The sequence below is a fragment of the Sphingomonas sp. Leaf242 genome, from assembly GCF_001422045.1.
Lineage (GTDB): Bacteria > Pseudomonadota > Alphaproteobacteria > Sphingomonadales > Sphingomonadaceae > Sphingomonas.
In genome coordinates this window covers 373,860-390,723 of sequence record NZ_LMLW01000007.1, presented here as the reverse complement: position 1 = coordinate 390,723, position 16,864 = coordinate 373,860, and the positions used below count along the sequence as shown (strand labels likewise).

General features: G+C 68.6%; 16 protein-coding genes and 1 riboswitch. Of the genes, 14 read left to right on the top strand and 2 right to left on the bottom strand.

Annotation, left to right across the window (positions count from 1 at the left end; genetic code table 11):
* Window positions 1-162: 162 nt before the first annotated feature.
* From ASF09_RS06170 to cobJ, 7 genes are all read left to right on the top strand, one after another.
* Window positions 163-1,998, top strand: coding sequence for a diguanylate cyclase (locus ASF09_RS06170; protein WP_060525391.1), 1,836 nt, complete (start codon window positions 163-165; stop codon window positions 1,996-1,998).
* An 88-nt stretch (window positions 1,999-2,086) separates the two neighbouring features.
* Window positions 2,087-2,321: riboswitch (cobalamin riboswitch) on the top strand.
* A gap of 164 nt (window positions 2,322-2,485) precedes the next feature.
* Complete coding sequence (gene cobW, locus ASF09_RS06165; RefSeq protein WP_060525699.1) at window positions 2,486-3,523, top strand: cobalamin biosynthesis protein CobW; 1,038 nt, start codon at window positions 2,486-2,488, stop codon at window positions 3,521-3,523.
* Between the two features lie 5 nt (window positions 3,524-3,528).
* Window positions 3,529-6,789, top strand: coding sequence for a cobaltochelatase subunit CobN (gene cobN, locus ASF09_RS06160; protein ID WP_060525390.1), 3,261 nt, complete (start codon window positions 3,529-3,531; stop codon window positions 6,787-6,789).
* 32 nt (window positions 6,790-6,821) lie between these two features.
* The gene (locus ASF09_RS06155) at window positions 6,822-7,871 is read left to right on the top strand and encodes a cobalamin biosynthesis protein CobG (RefSeq protein WP_060525698.1); all 1,050 of its coding nucleotides are present in this window, start codon (window positions 6,822-6,824) and stop codon (window positions 7,869-7,871) included.
* The gene (locus ASF09_RS06150; protein ID WP_060525389.1) at window positions 7,871-8,500 is read left to right on the top strand and encodes a precorrin-8X methylmutase; all 630 of its coding nucleotides are present in this window, start codon (window positions 7,871-7,873) and stop codon (window positions 8,498-8,500) included. Before ASF09_RS06155 ends, ASF09_RS06150 begins: the two co-directional genes overlap by 1 nt.
* On the top strand, window positions 8,497-9,222 hold the full coding sequence (cobI, locus tag ASF09_RS06145; protein ID WP_060525388.1) for a precorrin-2 C(20)-methyltransferase: 726 nt from the start codon (window positions 8,497-8,499) through the stop codon (window positions 9,220-9,222). The genes ASF09_RS06150 and cobI overlap by 4 nt, the downstream gene beginning before the upstream one ends.
* A complete protein-coding gene (gene cobJ / locus ASF09_RS06140; protein ID WP_060525387.1) occupies window positions 9,219-9,977 on the top strand; it encodes a precorrin-3B C(17)-methyltransferase in 759 nt (252 codons plus the stop codon). The genes cobI and cobJ overlap by 4 nt, the downstream gene beginning before the upstream one ends.
* Here cobJ and ASF09_RS06135 read toward each other — a convergent pair.
* Window positions 9,953-10,702: a cobalt-precorrin-6A reductase gene (locus tag ASF09_RS06135; protein ID WP_060525386.1), complete on the bottom strand. Its 750-nt coding sequence runs from the start codon at window positions 10,700-10,702 to the stop codon at window positions 9,953-9,955. The two genes, cobJ and ASF09_RS06135, sit on opposite strands and share 25 nt — an antisense overlap.
* Here ASF09_RS06135 and ASF09_RS06130 point away from each other — a divergent pair.
* From ASF09_RS06130 to cobF, 5 genes are read left to right on the top strand one after another with little or no spacing between them, the layout of a single operon-like run.
* Complete coding sequence (locus ASF09_RS06130; protein ID WP_060525696.1) at window positions 10,701-11,909, top strand: bifunctional cobalt-precorrin-7 (C(5))-methyltransferase/cobalt-precorrin-6B (C(15))-methyltransferase; 1,209 nt, start codon at window positions 10,701-10,703, stop codon at window positions 11,907-11,909. The two genes, ASF09_RS06135 and ASF09_RS06130, sit on opposite strands and share 2 nt — an antisense overlap.
* Window positions 11,891-12,271, top strand: a complete 381-nt coding sequence (locus ASF09_RS06125) for a cobalamin biosynthesis protein (protein ID WP_082444111.1) — start codon at window positions 11,891-11,893, stop codon at window positions 12,269-12,271. Before ASF09_RS06130 ends, ASF09_RS06125 begins: the two co-directional genes overlap by 19 nt.
* A complete protein-coding gene (cobM, locus tag ASF09_RS06120; protein WP_060525385.1) occupies window positions 12,268-13,053 on the top strand; it encodes a precorrin-4 C(11)-methyltransferase in 786 nt (261 codons plus the stop codon). Before ASF09_RS06125 ends, cobM begins: the two co-directional genes overlap by 4 nt.
* Entirely contained in the window at window positions 13,050-14,357 is a 1,308-nt protein-coding gene (locus tag ASF09_RS06115; RefSeq protein ID WP_060525384.1) for a cobyrinate a,c-diamide synthase, read from the top strand. The genes cobM and ASF09_RS06115 overlap by 4 nt, the downstream gene beginning before the upstream one ends.
* On the top strand, window positions 14,354-15,118 hold the full coding sequence (gene cobF, locus ASF09_RS06110; RefSeq protein ID WP_060525383.1) for a precorrin-6A synthase (deacetylating): 765 nt from the start codon (window positions 14,354-14,356) through the stop codon (window positions 15,116-15,118). The genes ASF09_RS06115 and cobF overlap by 4 nt, the downstream gene beginning before the upstream one ends.
* On the opposite strand, the gene ASF09_RS06105 is transcribed toward cobF, so the two are convergent.
* Window positions 15,107-15,667 carry a histidine phosphatase family protein gene (locus ASF09_RS06105; RefSeq protein ID WP_060525382.1) on the bottom strand — a complete coding sequence of 187 codons (561 nt, stop codon included), beginning with the start codon at window positions 15,665-15,667 and terminating at the stop codon, window positions 15,107-15,109. The genes cobF and ASF09_RS06105 overlap by 12 nt on opposite strands.
* Window positions 15,668-15,857: 190 nt before the next feature.
* Here ASF09_RS06105 and ASF09_RS06100 point away from each other — a divergent pair, with 190 nt between their 5' ends.
* Window positions 15,858-16,085, top strand: coding sequence for a CbtB domain-containing protein (locus ASF09_RS06100; protein ID WP_056049342.1), 228 nt, complete (start codon window positions 15,858-15,860; stop codon window positions 16,083-16,085).
* A 16-nt stretch (window positions 16,086-16,101) separates the two neighbouring features.
* On the top strand, window positions 16,102-16,827 hold the full coding sequence (locus tag ASF09_RS06095; RefSeq protein ID WP_060525381.1) for a CbtA family protein: 726 nt from the start codon (window positions 16,102-16,104) through the stop codon (window positions 16,825-16,827).
* Window positions 16,828-16,864: the final 37 nt, after the last annotated feature.

The window sequence follows — 16,864 nt, the reverse complement described above, 5'->3', positions numbered from 1 at the left end:
GTTACGGGGGCGACTAGCGGAGACGCTTTTGCGAGTCACTATCAATCTAACATAAATGTCATGTTTCTTGAGAGCGTTTTGGGGCAGAATTCAACCCGTAATGGCAGGCGATCGTCGCCGGCTATTAACGAACCGCTAGGTATGTCGTTGTAAATTCCGCGCATGCGGTTGGTCGCGATAACGAACTGGGCTTACGGCGTCACCGTCGCGCTGACGCTTGTCTCTGGTACGACGATGCTGCTCGCATCGTCGGCGCAGCAGCGCGAGCGCGCCGCGGTGGATCAACGCTATGCGCTCGACCGCGCGACAGCGACGATCGAGGACGATGCGTTGGCGCTGAGCGAGTTGGCCCGACAGTTCGCGATCAACGGCGACGCCGCGGACCTGCTCGCCTATCGACGCGCGCAGGCCGACCTCGCGCCGGTCGAGATGCGCACGCGCCATATCCGCGATGCCGGCGCGGCGAGCGACGAACTCCGCAGCCTGCATGACGCGCTGGGCTGGGTCGACGCGCTACAGGCGCAACAGGCGCAAGCGATCCTGGCGCGGCGCAAGAACGATCGAAACTCCGCCGTCCGGATCTTGTTCGCGCCCGAATACGAACGCGAACTCGACCGCTCGCGCGCCGCCGTCGAACGCTTCCAGTACCGCCTCGACCAGCGCACCGGCGACGAATTGCGCGCCGCCGAACGCACCGCGCGGATTTGGCGGTCGGCGTCGGAAGCGATGCTTGCGATCACTGGCCTGCTCTTTCTCTTCGTCCTGTATTTCGTGTTTCGGCGCCGCGTGCTGCACCCGGTGGTCAAGCTGAGCGATGTGATCAGCCGGCTAGCCGCGCAGGATTACGATGCCGAGCCGCCACCCTATGAGCGGATCGACGAGATCGGCGACATGGCGCAGGCGCTGCGCGTCTTCCGGGAAAACGGGATCGAACGCCAGCGGCTCGAACAGGAGCGCGATGCCGATCGGGCGGCGCGCGACCTGCTGTCGCGGATGACGCAGCGCATGCAGGGCTGCGACACCGTCGTCGAGCTCCAGGCCGTCGTCGGTCGTTTCGTGCCCGAACTCGCGCCGCAGCTGGCCGGGCGGCTGTATCTGCTCGATCCGGTCCGCAACGCGCTGCTCGAAGCATGTTCGTGGCTGGAGCCCGTTCATTCGTCCAACGAGTTTTCGCCCTTGTCCTGCTGGGGCGTGCGTCGGGGTGCCCCCCATCGCCCCGCGGGCGCAGTGTTCGACGTGCCATGCGATCATCTGGTCGGCGAGGTCGTCCCGAACAGCCTGTGCCTGCCGCTGACCGGACAGCACGGCCTGTTGGGCCTGCTCTATTTCGAACGCCGCACAGGTTTCGCCGATGACGGCCTGAGCGACGTCTATCTTCAGATGCTCGCCGAGAATATCGGCTTGGCGCTGGACAATCTGCGGCTCCGCGAGGCGCTGCGGTCGCTCGCGATGGCCGACGCGCTCACCACCCTGCCCAACCGGCGCCAACTCGACGAAGTGCTCGCGCGCGAGGTGAGCAAGGCCGAGCGCAACGGGACGTCGCTGTGCTGCGCGATGATCGACATCGATCATTTCAAGCGGTTCAACGACGAGCATGGTCACGATGCCGGCGACGCAGTGCTGCGCGCGGTCGGCACGTTGCTGAAGGACATCGTCCGCGACGATCTTGTCTTCCGATTTGGCGGCGAGGAGTTTCTGATGCTGCTGCCCGACACCAAGCCGGACATCGCCGCGGTGCGGGCGGACGAGATCAGAGAGCGCATCGGCGCGCTCCGCGTGCGGTACGACGGCAAGGATCTGGGGCGGATCACGACATCGATCGGGCTCGCCTGTGCGCCGTTGCATACCGACTGGGCGTCGATCGTCCAGACCGCCGACGCCGCCTTGCTGCGCGCCAAGCAGGCAGGCCGCGACCGCGTTCTGTCCGCGATCGCGCGAAAGAACCGCGCCGATCTCATCTCTGCCATGCAGACGCGGATCGCGACGTCCACGCCGTAAGGTTACGCGACCTCCCGCTTTGCCCACGATCGAGAATTGGCAATCCGGCAGGCTTGCGCTAAGCGACGGGCGAGGACCGGCTGAGCCGGACCTCGTTGATCGCGCCGGTGCCTCGCGAGAGGCTTGAATGGGAATGCGGTGCGGGGTTCGTCCCCTACTCCGCGGCTGTCCCTGCAACTGTAAGCGGTGAGCGAGAATGCCACGTATCCTGCGCCAAGCGGGATACAGCCACTGGATGCTGCGCCTGTCGCGCACGCTGGGAAGGCCGCGTATTCGAGCGACGACCCGTGAGCCAGGAGACCTGCCGGCGATGGGTCGCTCTTGCCTTGGTCCAGGGGATGGCCGCGGCACGGTTCTCCGTCTGAGCGACGAACCTATGCGGCTGGGGCTGCATCGGTGCGTGGCATGGGCATTCGCGCCCGTCCATCGTCGCGCGCCGGTGATCATGCAGTTCCCGCCCGTCGTCGCACGGCGCGAGGAGATTGCAATGCCCGATCTATCGAAGATCCCCGTTACCATCGTCACCGGCTTTCTCGGTGCCGGCAAGACCACGCTGATCAGCCATCTGATCCGCAACGCCGGCGGGCGTCGCCTGGCGGTGATCGTCAACGAATTCGGCACGCTGGGCGTCGATGGCGACATCCTCAAGGGCTGTGCGATCCCCGACTGCCCGGCGGAGAACGTCGTCGAACTCGCCAATGGCTGCATCTGCTGCACCGTCGCGGACGATTTCATCCCGACCGTCGAGACGCTGCTCGCGCTCGATCCGCGCCCCGACCACATCCTGATCGAGACGTCCGGCCTCGCGCTGCCCAAGCCTTTGCTGAAGGCGTTCGACTGGCCCGCGATCCGGTCGCGGATCACCGTCGACGGGGTCATCGCGCTGGCGGATGCCGAAGCCGTCGCCGCGGGCCGGTTCGCACCCGATCTCGCCGCGATCGATTCGCAGCGCGCCGCCGATCCGAGCATCGATCATGAAACGCCCTTGTCGGAAGTGTTCGAGGACCAACTCGCCTGTGCCGATCTGATCCTGCTCACCAAATGCGACCTTGCCGGCGCGGACGGCATCGCGGCGGCACGCGCGGTGATCGCCGCCGAGACCGTACGGCCGTTGCCGATCGTCGAACTGGTCGATGGCGTCGTCGATCCGCGCGTCGTGCTCGGGCTCGGCGCCGCGGCCGAAGACGACATCGCCGCACGTCCCTCGCATCACGACGGCGAGGACGATCACGAGCACGACGATTTCGACAGCATCGTCGTCGAATGGGACACGGTCGAAGATCCCGCCGCGCTGACGACACGGATCGAGACGCTGGCGGCGGGCGGCAATATCCTCCGCGTGAAAGGCTATGCCGCGGTCGCCGGCAAACCGATGCGGTTGCTCGTGCAGGCAGTCGGCGCCCGCGTCCGCGCGCATTACGATCGACCTTGGCGTGCCGACGAGCCACGCCGAACCCGACTGGTCGTCATCGCCGAGCGCGGCCGGCTCGATCCGGATGCAATCGGAGCAGCGCTGGGAGCCTGATCCCGATGCACGTCGTCTTTCGCGAGACCCACGGTCTGGAAGAGAGCGCTGTTCCCCAGGATCTGAGGCAGAGCGCTGCCGACCTCGTCGTGCTCTCGTTTTCCGACAGCGATCTCGCCGCGTTCAGCACGGGCTGGCGCGCCGCGATCGCAGATGGCGACGCGATGCCGAGCGTGCGGCTCGCCAATCTGGCCGAGCTGACGCATCCGCTGTCGGTCGACACCTATGTCGAGCAGACGCTGGCGGGCGCGAAGGCGATCCTGATCCGGCTGATCGGCGGCACCGCCTATTGGTCCTACGGTCTGCAGCAGGTCGAAGCACTCGCGCGGCGGCGCGGGATTGCCTTGGCGGTCCTGCCCGCGGACGGCCGGTACGACCGCCGGCTGGATGCGGCGTCCACGGTTCCTCCGGCGGTGTTGCGGCAGTTGTCGGCGCTCTGCGATATCGGCGGTGCCGACGCATCGCGTGAGGCGCTGGCGCACTTTGCTCTCGCCGCGGGGTTGCGGGCCGAACCGAAGACGGGTTCGCCAGCCTTGGCCTCGGTCGGCGGGTGGCTGCCGGATACCGGCGTCGCGTGTCCGGCGGCATCCGTCATGACCGCATCGCGGCCGCGCATCCTGCTAATCTTCTATCGATCGTATCTGGCGGCGGCGGATCTCGATCCGATCGCCGCGTTGCACACTGCCTTCACGTCGCGCGGGTACGATGTCCTGGGGTTGTTCGTACCGTCGTTGAAGGACGGCGACGCGAGCGGTTGGCTACGCCGCTGGGTCGTCGCGCTGGCCCCCGTCGCGATCGTCAACGCGACGGCGTTCTCGGGCCGCGGCAGCGACGATACGACACCGCTCGACGGTGCGGACGTTCCCGTCTTCCAGGTCGCGCTGGCAACGTCGGACCGGACCGCCTGGGTCGATGCGCCGCGCGGTCTGTCCCCCGCCGACCTCGCGATGCACGTCGTCCTGCCCGAGGTCGACGGACGGATCTTCGCAGGCGTCGCCAGCTTCAAGGAAGCGGCTTCGCCCGACCCCGATCTGCAATATGCCCGCCGCGAACATCGCGCGGATGGAGAGCGCATCGCCGCGATCGCCGCACGGATCGATGGCTGGATCGCACTGGCCGCCAAGCCTCCGACCGAGCGAAACCTGGCGATCATCCTGTCGACCTACCCCGGCAAGGCGCACCAGATGGCGCATGCCGTGGGACTGGATGCGATCGCCTCGGTCGACGCGATGCTGGAGGATTTGAAGACCGCGGGGTACGCGATTGAATCCCAGCACGACATAACGACTGCTCTCGGGTCACACCCCATCGCATGGCCGCTCGCGGCATACCGCGCCGCGTTGGTCGCCCTGCCCGTCTCGCTGCGAACCGAGCTGTTCACTGCCTGGGGCGAACCCGAAGACGATCCCGCCGTTCAGGCCGGTGCGTTCCGGTTCGCGGCGCTGTCGACCGGCACCGCATTGGTGGCGCTCCAGCCCGAACGGGGACGATCTGCCGTTCGAACCGAAGAATATCACGACCTCTCGCGCTGCCCGCGCCACGGCTATGTCGCCTTCTATCTCTGGTTGCGGTCACGCGGCACCGATGCGCTGGTCCATGTCGGCGCGCACGGCACGCTCGAATGGCTGCCCGGCAAGGCGGTCGCGCTGTCGGACGCCTGCTGGCCCGAGGCGCTGACCGGCGCGATGCCGGTGGTCTATCCGTTCATCGTCAACGATCCCGGTGAGGCGGCACAAGCGAAACGACGGATCGGCGCCGTCACGCTCGGCCACGTCCCGCCACCGATGATCGGCACGAAAACCGGCACGGGAATGGATCGGCTCGAAGCCTTGCTCGACGAGTTTTCCACTGCGGACGGGCTCGATCCGGCACGACGGAAGCGGTTGCAGGCGGACATTCGCGACGAGGCGAACGCGCTCGGGCTCGAGGACACGCTGGCACTCGACCAGGCGGCATCCGCCGCGGACGTCGTCACGCGGATCGATACGTTCGTCTGCGACGTGAAGGACAGCCGGTTCGGCGACGGACTGCATGTGTTCGGGCGCGGCGCTCATGGCGACGCGGAGCGTGACGGGCTGATCGCAGCGCTTGCCGGGCGCCGCGTCCCGTCCGGGCCTGCGGGGTCGCCGTGGCGGGGTCGCGCCGATGTGCTGCCGACCGGGCGCAATCTTTATGCGATCGATCCGCGCGCGGTACCGTCGCGGTCAGCGCATGCGCAAGGCGTGCTGCTCGCCGAGGAACTGATCCGCCGGCATCTCCAGGACCAGGGGGAGTATCCGAAGGGACTCGTCGTCGATCTGTGGGGATCCGCGACGATGCGCACTGCGGGCGAGGAGTTCGCGATGGCGCTGCATCTGCTCGGCGCCGAACCGGTCTGGGACATGGCGTCGCAGCGCGTCACCGGCGTCGAGATCCTGCCGCTGATGCGGCTTGACCGGCCGAGGATCGACGTGACGTTGCGCGTGTCCGGGCTCTTCCGCGACGCGTTCTCCACGCTCTGCACGATGTTCGGCCAGGCCATCCGCGCACTGGCCGCCCGCGACGAGCCCGCGGATCTGAACCCGTTCGTCGCGGCGCCGGCGAGCCCCAGGGTCTATGGCCCCGCCCCCGGCCGCTACGGCGTCGGCATGGACGATGCCGGCGAAACCTACACGCCCGAGGCGCGCCTCGCCGCCGGCGAAGCGTGGCTGGCGGCGTCGGCCTATGCGCTCGACGACGGCGAGCGGGCCGACCCCGCCGGGATCCGCGACCGCGTCGCCGCCGCTGACAGCTTCGTCCATATCCAGGACCTGCCCGAAACCGACCTGCTGCTCGCCGCGGATTATGCCGCGCACGAAGCCGGGTTCGCGGCGGCGAAGACACTGTCGGGCGGTGACGCTGCGCTCTACCATCTCGACGCCACCGATCCCGCACAGCCGCGCGCACGGTCGCTACGCGAGGAGATCGCGCGCGTGGTTCGCGCCCGCGCCGCGCACCCCGACTGGGTCGCCGGGATGATGCGGCATAGTTTCCGCGGCGCAGCCGAGATTGCCGTGACGCTCGATCACCTCGGTGCCTTCGCGCATCTCGCGGATGCCGTCTCGCCGCAATCGATCGACCTGTATTATGATGCGACACTGGCACGCGAGGACGTGCGCGCGTTCATGGCGAACGCCAATCCGCAGGCGCTCGCGGCACTGGAGGCGCGATTTGCCGCGCTCCATGCCTCGGGCCTGTGGACGACACGCCGCAACTCGATCCTCGCGCAACTGGACATCGACGCGTGATCCGCGGCTGGTGCCCGACCGCGTGGCGTCCGATGGCCGCGGGCGACGGACTGCTCGTCCGCGTCCGCCCGAAACTCGGCCGCCTGACCCGCGAGCAGGTGCTCGGGCTTTGCGAGGCCGCCATCGTCCATGGCAACGGCCAGATCGACGCGACCAATCGTGCCAACCTCCAGATCCGCGGTGTCGACGCCTGGGAACCACTGATCGAAGAGCTGTGCGATCTGGGCCTAGTCGACCGCGATCCGGTCGCGGAGTCCCGACGCGCGATCCTCGTCGCACCGGACTGGCGCACCGGCGACGACACGCACCGGATGGCGAGCGAGCTAATGCAGCGGCTGTCCGAACTGCCCGATCTGCCTGGCAAGGTTGGCTTCGCGATCGATGCCGGCGATACGCCCGTGCTGCACGCCGACCCTGCCGACTTCCGGATCGAGCGCAGTACCGATGGTGACCTGATCCTCCGCGCCGACGGTCGCGAAACAGGGGCGCGGATCGCAGGCGGCGAGGTCGACGCGCTGATCGGGCTGGCGCACTGGTTCGTCGACACCGGCGGCGGCGATGTCGGGCGGATGGCGCGCCATGCGGCCCCCCTGCCGATGATCGCAAGCGTTCGGCCGCGGGCGCCGATCACAACACTCGCCTTTAGGACCGGAACCGCACACGGCCTGCCGTTCGGTAGGATCGACGCAGCGGAGCTCGCGGCGTTCATGCGCGCGAGCGGTGCAACCGCGATCCGCGTGACACCTTGGCGAACGCTCATCGTCGAAGGCGGAGCGCCAGGCATCATGCTCGGCCGCGAAGACGCCGCGACGGTCCGCGTCGATGCGTGCGTCGGCGCCCCCGCCTGCCCGCAGGCCAGCGTCGCAACCCGCGACCTCGCGATCCGCCTCGCGCCGCATGTCGTCGGTCGCCTCCACGTCTCGGGCTGCGCCAAGGGATGCGCGCGGTCCGCCCCCGCCGATGTCGTCCTCACCGGCAATGCCGGTCGGTTCGACCTCGGCTTCGTCGCGCGCGCCGGCGACCCGCCTGCGCTCGCCGGTCTCGATGCCCCCGCCGTCCTCGCCCATTTCGGAGCCGCCTGATGCCGCATATCTACGAGACCGACGGCGCGGCGATCTATCGTCAATCGTTCGCGACGATCCGCGCCGAAGCCGATCTGGCGCGCTTCTCCGCAGAGGAGGAACCGGTCGCCGTCCGGATGATCCATGCCTGCGGCCTGGTCGGACTGGCCCAGCACATCCGGTTCTCGCGCACGTTCGCGGCTGACGCCCGCGCCGCGTTGCGCGCCGGTGCGCCGATCCTGTGCGACGCGCGGATGGTCACCGAGGGGATTACGCGTGGCCGGCTTCCCGCAGCGAATCCGGTGCTTTGCACGCTGAACGCCGCCGAAACACCCGAGCTTGCGCGCGCCATGGGCAACACCCGGTCTGCCGCGGCGCTCGAACTGTGGCGACCGCATCTGGCCGGCGCGCTGGTGGCGATCGGCAACGCGCCGACCGCCTTGTTCCACCTGCTCAACATGCTCGAAGACCCGGACTGCCCGCGTCCCGCCGCGATCATCGGCTGCCCGGTCGGCTTTGTCGGCGCGGTCGAATCGAAGGCCGCGCTCTGGGGGGTACAACCCGTGCCCTGCGTCGTCGTCGACGGCCGGATGGGCGGCAGCGCGATCACGGTCGCGGCGATCAACGCGCTCGCAAGCTACGCCGAATGACGATCGGGACGATCCACGGCGTCGGTCTGGGCCCCGGCGCGCAGGACCTGATGAGCGTCCGCGCCGATCGCCTGGTGCGCGGCGCACGACATATCGCGTTCTTCCGCAAGGCGGGCAAACCCGGCCAGGCGCGCCGCATCGTCGACGGCATGCTGCGCGCCGACGCAATCGAATACGCGATGGAATACCCGGTCACGACCGAGATCCCGATCTCCGACCCTCGCTACAACGACTGGCTTTCGACATTCTATGCCGAGTGCACGCGACATCTCGCGGCGCTCGCGCACGCCGGTGAAGATGTCGTCGTGCTGTGTGAAGGCGACCCCTTTTTCTACGGCTCGTTCATGCACCTGCATTCGCGCCTCTCGGATATCGCGCCGGTCTGCGTCGTGCCGGGGATCACCGGCATGTCGGGCGCCTGGACCGCGAGCGGCACGCCGATCACCTGGGGCGAGGACGTCCTGACGGTGCTGACCGCGACCTTGCCCGAGGACGAATTGACACGCCGCATTCGCGACACCGATGCGCTGGTCGTGATGAAGATCGGCCGACACCTCGCCAAGCTGCGCCGGGCGCTCATCGCGGCGGGTCGCGAGGAGTCCGCATGGCTGGTGGAATATGCGGCGATGCCCGACCAGCGCGTCACGCGACTGGCCGATGCGACCGACATCGCGCCGTATTTCGCGATCGTGCTGATCCACGGCCAGGGACGCAGGCCGTGACGACCCCCGCAGGATGGCTCGCGATCGCCGGGCTCGGGCCGGGTGACGCCGCGTTGGTCACACCGGAAGTGACCCAGGCGCTTGCCGAGGCTACCGACGTCATCGGCTACATCCCCTATGTCGCGCGCGTCGTCCCCCGCCCCGGGCTGACGCTGCACGCATCCGACAACCGCGTCGAACTCGATCGCGCCGCGCACGCGCTGTCCCTGGCGACCGCAGGACACCGGGTCGTCGTCGTCTCCTCCGGCGATCCGGGTGTGTTCGCGATGGCGGCGGCGGTGTTCGAAGCAGTCGAGAACGGGCCGACGGACTGGCGGGCGCTCGATATCCGCGTGCTGCCCGGGATCACCGCGATGCTCGCGGCCAGCGCGCGCGTCGGGGCGCCGCTCGGGCATGATTTCTGCGCGATCAACCTGTCCGACAATCTCAAGCCGCAGGCGTTGATCGAGCGCCGGATCCGGCTGGCCGCGGAGGCCGATTTCGCGATCGCGTTCTACAACCCCCGCTCGAAGGCGAGACCCGACGGGTTCGGCACCGCCCTGGCGATCCTGCGCGAGACCTGCGCCGACGCGCGCCCGGTCCTGTTCGCCCGTGCCGTGTCGACGCCCGACGAAGACCTGCGGATCGTCGCGCTGCCCGATGCGCGGCCCGAGATGGCGGACATGCGGACGGTCGTCATTATCGGGTCGAGCACGACGCGGATGATCGCGCGCGCCGGCACGCCGTTTCTCTACACGCCGAGGTCGGCGTCGTGACCCAGCCAGCGAAGCACGACGGCGACATCGTAGACTTCGTGGCGCGCGGGAAGGGGTGGACGATCGATCATGATAACCGGCAGCCCCAGCGTCCGTGCCGCGACCAGCTTGGCCATCGCGCCCGAACCGCCGGCATTCTTGCACACCACGAGATCGATCGCGTGCTCGCGCAGCAGCGTCAGGTCCCGCTCGACGGTAAACGGTCCACGGTCGATCACGAGATGATGATCGGGCAAACCGATCGCACGCTCCGCGCGATCGACGAAGCGCAGGAGATAGCGGTGCTGCGGCTGTGCTGCGAACGCCTCGACATGCATGCGCCCAAGCGCCAGCATGACGCGTCGCGACGGCCGTGCCAGCGCCGCGACGGCGGCGTCGATATCGCCGACGCGGTGCCAGTCGTCGCCGTCTTCTGGCGTCCAGGCCGGTCGCGTAAGCGCAATGTGCAGGACGCCTGCCAAGGACGCTGCCGCGAGAGCATGCCGGCTCATCTGCGCCGCGAACGGATGCGTCGCGTCGACCAGATGCGTGATGCCCGTTTCACGAAGATAGGTCGCAAGGCCGTCGACACCACCGAACCCGCCGATCCGCACGGGCACCGGCTGTGGCTTCGGGTTCGCAACGCGGCCGGCATAGCTCAGCACCGCGGTCCGGCCGCAATCCGCCAGTGCCATTGCGAGCGCGCTGGCTTCGGTAGTGCCGCCGAGAATGAGGATGGACGGCATGGGTGAGGCTCGCACTGTTCCGTGGCTGACGATCGTCGGGATCAACGAGGATGGACCGGCGGGGTTGTCGCCGGCAAGTCGCACCGCGATCGAACGCGCCGATCTGGTGACCGGTGCGACGCGGCATCTCGCGCTGCTACCCGATCTTCGCTGCGATGTCGCACCCTGGCCGATCCCGTTCGACGACGGCATCGCGCGGTTGCTCGAACAGCGCGGGCGGCGCGTCGTCCTGCTCGTCTCGGGCGATCCGTTCTGGTTCGGTGCGGGAACGACCATCACGCGCCATCTCGCGCGCGACGAATGGGTGGCGCATCCGGCGGTCTCCACGTTCGCGCTTGCCGCCGCGCGGCTCGGTTGGCTGATCGACGATACCGCCTGCCTGGGACTCCATGCCGCACCGTTGACGCGGCTGCGTCCGATCCTCGCGCCGGGGCGACAGGCGATCGTCCTGGTCCGCGATGGCGCCGCGGTAAGTCAGCTCGCACGCTATCTCGACGAGCTGGGTTTCGGCGCCAGCATGCTGTGGATCCTCGAAGCGCTCGGCGGCCCGTCCGAGCGCATTCGCCGCAGCACCGCCGCCACGCTCGACTTCGCCGATATCGCACATCCCGTGGCCGTCGGTGTGACGGTGGCGGGCGACGGCGCGGTGGTGCCCGGTGCCGCTGGCCGTCCGGATCACTGGTTCGACCATGACGGACAGATCACGAAACGGGCGGTGCGCGCGCTGACGCTCTCCGCGCTGGCACCGAAGCCGGGCGAGACGTTGTGGGACATCGGCGCCGGGTCGGGTTCGATCGGCATCGAGTGGCTCTTGTCGCACGCGTCGACGAGCGCGGTCGCGTTCGAGGCCGATCCGGTTCGCGCCGACCGGGTCCGCGCCAATGCAGCAAAATTGGGAGTCGACCGGCTGCGGGTGATCAACGGCCGTGCGCCCGACATCCTCGACGGGCTTCCCTCGCCCGATGTCGTGTTCGTTGGCGGTGGATTGTCGAACGCCTTGCTCGACCGGTTATGCGCGACGCTCGATTCCGGCACGCGTCTCGTGGCAAACGCCGTGACGCTGGAGTCCGAAATCCTGCTGACCCAATGGCACGCGACCAGGGGCGGCACGCTCCAGCGCATCGAACTGTCGGACGCCGCCCCACTCGGCACGCGACGCGGGTGGCGCGCGCACTATCCCGTCGTGCAATGGAGCGTCGCGCTGTGATCGTCGCCGGTTTCGGCTTTCGTGCCGCCGCCGATGTAGCGGCATGCAAGGCCGCGCTCTCGCTTGCGCAGAGCGGGCGTCCCCCAGTGACGGCGCTTGCCGCGCCCGACGACAAGGCAGCACTGCTCGCCCCGCTCGCCACTGCGCTCGACCTGCCGCTGATCGCCGTGACGCCGGAAATGCTGCGCAGCATAACCACGCCCACGCGCTCGCGGTTCAGCCTTGAAGCACGCGGCACCGGCAGCGTCGCGGAAGCCGCAGCGCTCGGCGCGGCAGGTCCCGACGCACGGCTCCTGACCCGCCGCTACGTCTCTCCCAACCGGATGGCGACCTGTGCCATCGCCCAAGGAACCGCCGCATGACCGTTCATTTCATCGGTGCCGGCCCCGGTGCGCCCGATCTGCTCACGTTGCGCGGACGCGATCTGATCGCGGCGTCGCCGGTATGCCTCTACGCCGGATCGCTGGTGCCCGCGGCGCTGCTCGAGCATTGCCCGCCCGGCGCGCGGATCGTCAACACCGCGCCGCTGTCGCTCGATCAGATCGTCGCGGCGATCGCTGAGGCACATGCCCAGGGCCACGACATCGCTCGGCTGCATTCGGGCGACCTGTCGATCTGGTCGGCGATGGGCGAGCAACTCCGTCGGCTGCGTGCGCTCGACATCCCGTTCACCGTGACGCCCGGCGTGCCTGCGTTCGCCGCGGCGGCGGCGGCGCTCGAAGCCGAACTGACGCTTCCCGGCCTGACGCAGTCGGTCGTGCTGACGCGCACGCCCGGACGCGCGAGCGCGATGCCGCCCGCCGAGGACCTTGCCGCGTTCGCCACCACCGGATCGACCCTGGCGATCCATCTGTCGATCCATAACCTTGCCCAGGTGGTGGCCGCGGTAACGCCCGCGTACGGGAGCGACTGTCCGGTGGCGATCGTCTGGCGCGCGAGCTGGCCGGACCAACGCATTGCCCGCGCAACGCTGGCGACGATCGTCGAGGCCGCGGCCGATGGCCCCGACCGGACCGCGTTGATCCTCGTCGGGCGCGTCCTCGCCGCGGCGGATTTCGGCGAGAGCAGCCTGTATGCGACAGGGTATGACCGTCGCTTCCGACCGCAGGATGCGACGTCGCGGTTTGCGGAGGACTCGGCATGATTCCCGGCTTGATGATCGCCGCGCCCGCCTCGGGAACCGGCAAGACCACGGTCATGCTCGGCCTGCTCCGCGCGTTGCGTGACGACGGGCTGGCCGTGCAGCCGTTCAAGAGCGGCCCCGACTATATCGATCCCGCATTCCACCGCGCGGCGAGCGGGCGGGCCTCGTTCAACCTCGACAGCTGGGCGATGAGCGGCACGATGCTCGATGGCCTGGCCGCGCAGGCGAGCGACGCGGATTTCGTGCTGGCGGAGGGCTCGATGGGGCTGTTCGACGGCGTCGCGAAACCGGGTGCCACCGGCAACGGCGCCAGCGCGGACATCGCGCGGCGGATTGGCTGGCCGGTGGTGCTGGTGATCGACGTATCGGGTCAGGCGCAGTCGGCCGCGGCGACGGCGCTCGGCTTTGCGCGCTACGACCCCGATCTGCCGATCGCCGGCGTGATCCTGAACCGGGTCGCGAGCCCGCGGCACGAACGGCTGGCGCGCAGTGGCATGGCGGCGGTCGGCATCCACGTGTTCGGCGCGCTGCCACGGCGCGGCGACCTGAAACTGCCCGAGCGGCATCTGGGGCTGGTGCAGGCGTCGGAACACGCCGATCTTGAGACCCGGATCGCCGACTATGCCGCATTTTTGCGCGAGCATGTCGATCTCGCGGCGATCCGCGCCGCAGCATCGGCAGCGCCGCACGCCGAGTTCGAACCGCATAGCTTCAGGCCGCCGGCCCAGCGGATCGCGTTGGCGCAAGATGCCGCGTTCTCGTTCGCGTATCCGCACATGCTGACCGGATGGCGGAGCGCCGGCGCCGAGATCCTGCCCTTCTCGCCGCTCGCCGACGAAGCCCCCGCGCCGCACGCGGATCTGGTGTGGTTGCCCGGCGGCTATCCGGAACTGCACGCCGGCCGTCTGTCGGAGGCGCACACTTTCCACGCGGCGCTGGCCGAGCACGCGCGCACGCGGCCCGTGCACGGCGAGTGCGGCGGCTACATGGCGCTAGGCGAGGCGCTGATCGATGCCGACGGCACGCGCCACCGCATGGCGGGACTGCTCGGTCTGGTCACGAGTTATGAGAAACGTCGCATGCATCTTGGCTATCGCCGGGCGACGTTGTTAGCGCCGATGGCCGGGGTCATGGCGGGCAGCGACCTGCGCGGTCACGAATTCCATTATTCGACGATCCTCGACCAACCCGACCCACCGCTCGCCGACGTCACGGATGCCGAGGGCACGCTGGTGGCCGAGAGCGGATCGTATCGCGGTCGCGTCTCGGGCACCTTCTTCCACCTGATCGCGCATGGTCGATGAGCGCGATCGATCTGCATCTGATCGGGATAGGCACCGGCAATCCCGATCACCTCACTCGCGCGGCGGAGGCTGCGATGAACGCCGCCGACGTCATCCTCCTGCCGCGCAAGGGCCATGCGAAGTCCGACCTGATTGACCTCCGCCGGACGATCTGCGCCACGGTCCTGACCGGCCGCACGCGGGTCGTGGAGTTCGACCTCCCCGTGCGCGGCACCGGGCGCGCCTATCTCGCCGAGGTCGACGACTGGCACGATGCGATCGCCGATTGCTGGGCGGATGCGGTCGCGCGACACCTTCCGGAGGGCGGACGACTGGCGTTGCTCGTCTGGGGCGACCCGTCGCTGTACGACAGCAGCCTGAGGATCGCCGACCGCTTGCGCCGCGCCGGCATTTCGCTGCGGGTCCATGTCGTCCCTGGGATCACCAGCCTGCAGGCGTTGACCGCGGCGCACGCGATACCACTCAACAGCCTCGGCGCGCCGGTGCTCGTCACGACCGGACGACGGCTGCGCGACGAGGGCTGGCCGGCGGGGATCGATACGCTGGCGGTGATGCTCGACGGCGGCTGCGCGTTCGAGACGATCGCGGCCCAGGACATCGACATATGGTGGGGAGCCTATCTCGGCATGCCGCACGAAACGCTGGCAGCAGGACCGCTGACCGAGGTCGGACCGACAATCGTCTCGAAACGTGCCGCGCTGCGTGCCGAACATGGCTGGATCATGGACACCTACCTGCTCCGCCGCCGGTCAGCCGCGTAGCGCCTGAAGACGCCAGCCGCGATTGAACGACAGGATCGTCTGCGACAGCGGAGCGATATCGATCCGCAGCGCCGCCGCCACCGGTATCGACAGCGCCGTGGCGATCATCGCGCGGATCACGCTAGCCTGCGTGATCGCCACGATCGGCTGGTCGACCCGCTCCAGGCTGCGAAGCCAGGGTTCGACGCGTTGCACCACGGTGGCAAGCGTTTCGCCGTTCGGCGCACCATCTTCGGGCGCCGCCAGCCAGGCCGCCAGAGCCTCAGGCGCGCGCATATGAACCGCCTCGAACGACAGCCCGGTCCAGGCACCGTGGTCGATGTCGCGCAACACCTCGCTCGGCGTAGCGGCCAGTCCCAGGGCGATCGCAGTCTCGCGCGCCGCGGCCGCGGGACTGGTCCAAACGTTGGCCGGCTTCGCGCCGTCCAGCTTTGCCGCACCCGCCTTGGCCCTTCCCCCCTCGTCGAGCGGTTCCGCCGGATCGGGGAAACCACCCGCGCGCATCGAGGGCGTGCCGCCAGCGCAGATCAGGACGAGACGGGTCGCCATCCAAAACTCCAAATCGGTTGACGCCCCTGCCCCGTCGCTCCACAGCAGAGCGATCGGAGCCGGGCGGGAAGCCGGTGCGATACCGGCGCGGTCGCGCCACTGTGATCGACGGGTTCCATCCTGTCGAGAGCCAGACCCCGCCCGACGCCTCAACGTTCGCCGGGCGCGAGATCCCGGTAGGAGACTGATCATGGCCGCACGCGCGCTTTCCCCGCAGGACCCGTATATCGCAATCGGGACGACCCCCGGCATTCCGCTCGACGAGATCGCGCCGTGGGCGGTGCTCGGCGCCGTCATCGCGCTGATCATGCTGTATTTCGTCAGCACCGAACAGGGCGCGTTTGCGCTGTTCCAGGGCATGTACGTGCACGAATACGTCCATGACGGACGTCATCTGCTGGGCTTCCCCTGCCACTGAGCCGGGGCGCCAGACCATGATGAAACACATGCTGTGGCGCGGGATGCTGTCGGGCATCCTCGGCGCGCTGATCGCCGCGACCTTCGCGCTCGTGTTCGCCGAACCCAAGATCGACGCCGCGATAGCCTTCGAAGCGGCCCACGCCGCACACGCCATGCCAGGCATGGACGAGGAACTCGTCAGCCGAACGATTCAGAAGACCGCAGGGCTCTACACCGCGATGCTGATGTACGGGACCGCGCTCGGCGGCCTGTTCGCGATCGTCTTCGCGGTTCTCTACGGTCGCGTCGTGCAGATCGGACCACGCAGCCTATCGCTGCTGCTCGCGCTCGCGACGGTCGTCGTGATCGTCCTCGTGCCCGCGATCAAATATCCGCCGACGCCGCCCGCGGTGGGTCTTCACGAGACCGTCAGGCTGAGAACCGTCGTCTATTTCGGGATGCTCGGCTTTTCGGTCCTGGCCGCAGTCGCGGGCGTCTGGATACGGCGGCGCCTGAGCGGGCGATCGTCCGCAATCGATGCCATCCTAGGCGGTGTGGTCGGCTATGTCGCGCTGGTCGCAGCGCTGCAATTGCTCCTGCCGACGATCGACGAGGTCCCTGCGACGTTCCCCGCGAGTCTGCTGTGGCAATTCCGGATCGCGTCGATCGCCACGCAGACGGTGTTGTTCGTCGTTATAGGTGTCGCATTCGGTTGGCAGATCGACCGTACGCTGCGGGAACGGCACGCGGTCGAGCGGTAGGCGCATCGCAAATACATCCGAGATCTATTCCGTCAAC

Bases quoted from the DNA above. Each gene is read 5' to 3' on its own strand.
- ASF09_RS06105 (WP_060525382.1), bottom strand. From the start codon at position 15,667: ATGGCGACCCGTCTCGTCCTGATCTGCGCTGGCGGCACGCCCTCGATG.
- cobF (WP_060525383.1), top strand. From the start codon at position 14,354: ATGAGCGCGATCGATCTGCATCTGATCGGGATAGGCACCGGCAATCCC.
- ASF09_RS06135 (WP_060525386.1), bottom strand. From the start codon at position 10,702: ATGCCGTCCATCCTCATTCTCGGCGGCACTACCGAAGCCAGCGCGCTC.
- cobW (WP_060525699.1), top strand. From the start codon at position 2,486: ATGCCCGATCTATCGAAGATCCCCGTTACCATCGTCACCGGCTTTCTC.
- ASF09_RS06150 (WP_060525389.1), top strand. From the start codon at position 7,871: ATGCCGCATATCTACGAGACCGACGGCGCGGCGATCTATCGTCAATCG.
- ASF09_RS06170 (WP_060525391.1), top strand. From the start codon at position 163: ATGCGGTTGGTCGCGATAACGAACTGGGCTTACGGCGTCACCGTCGCG.
- ASF09_RS06130 (WP_060525696.1), top strand. From the start codon at position 10,701: ATGGGTGAGGCTCGCACTGTTCCGTGGCTGACGATCGTCGGGATCAAC.
- ASF09_RS06155 (WP_060525698.1), top strand. From the start codon at position 6,822: ATGGCCGCGGGCGACGGACTGCTCGTCCGCGTCCGCCCGAAACTCGGC.
- cobN (WP_060525390.1), top strand. From the start codon at position 3,529: ATGCACGTCGTCTTTCGCGAGACCCACGGTCTGGAAGAGAGCGCTGTT.
- ASF09_RS06100 (WP_056049342.1), top strand. From the start codon at position 15,858: ATGGCCGCACGCGCGCTTTCCCCGCAGGACCCGTATATCGCAATCGGG.
- ASF09_RS06115 (WP_060525384.1), top strand. From the start codon at position 13,050: ATGATTCCCGGCTTGATGATCGCCGCGCCCGCCTCGGGAACCGGCAAG.
- ASF09_RS06095 (WP_060525381.1), top strand. From the start codon at position 16,102: ATGATGAAACACATGCTGTGGCGCGGGATGCTGTCGGGCATCCTCGGC.
- cobI (WP_060525388.1), top strand. From the start codon at position 8,497: ATGACGATCGGGACGATCCACGGCGTCGGTCTGGGCCCCGGCGCGCAG.
- ASF09_RS06125 (WP_082444111.1), top strand. From the start codon at position 11,891: ATGGAGCGTCGCGCTGTGATCGTCGCCGGTTTCGGCTTTCGTGCCGCC.
- cobM (WP_060525385.1), top strand. From the start codon at position 12,268: ATGACCGTTCATTTCATCGGTGCCGGCCCCGGTGCGCCCGATCTGCTC.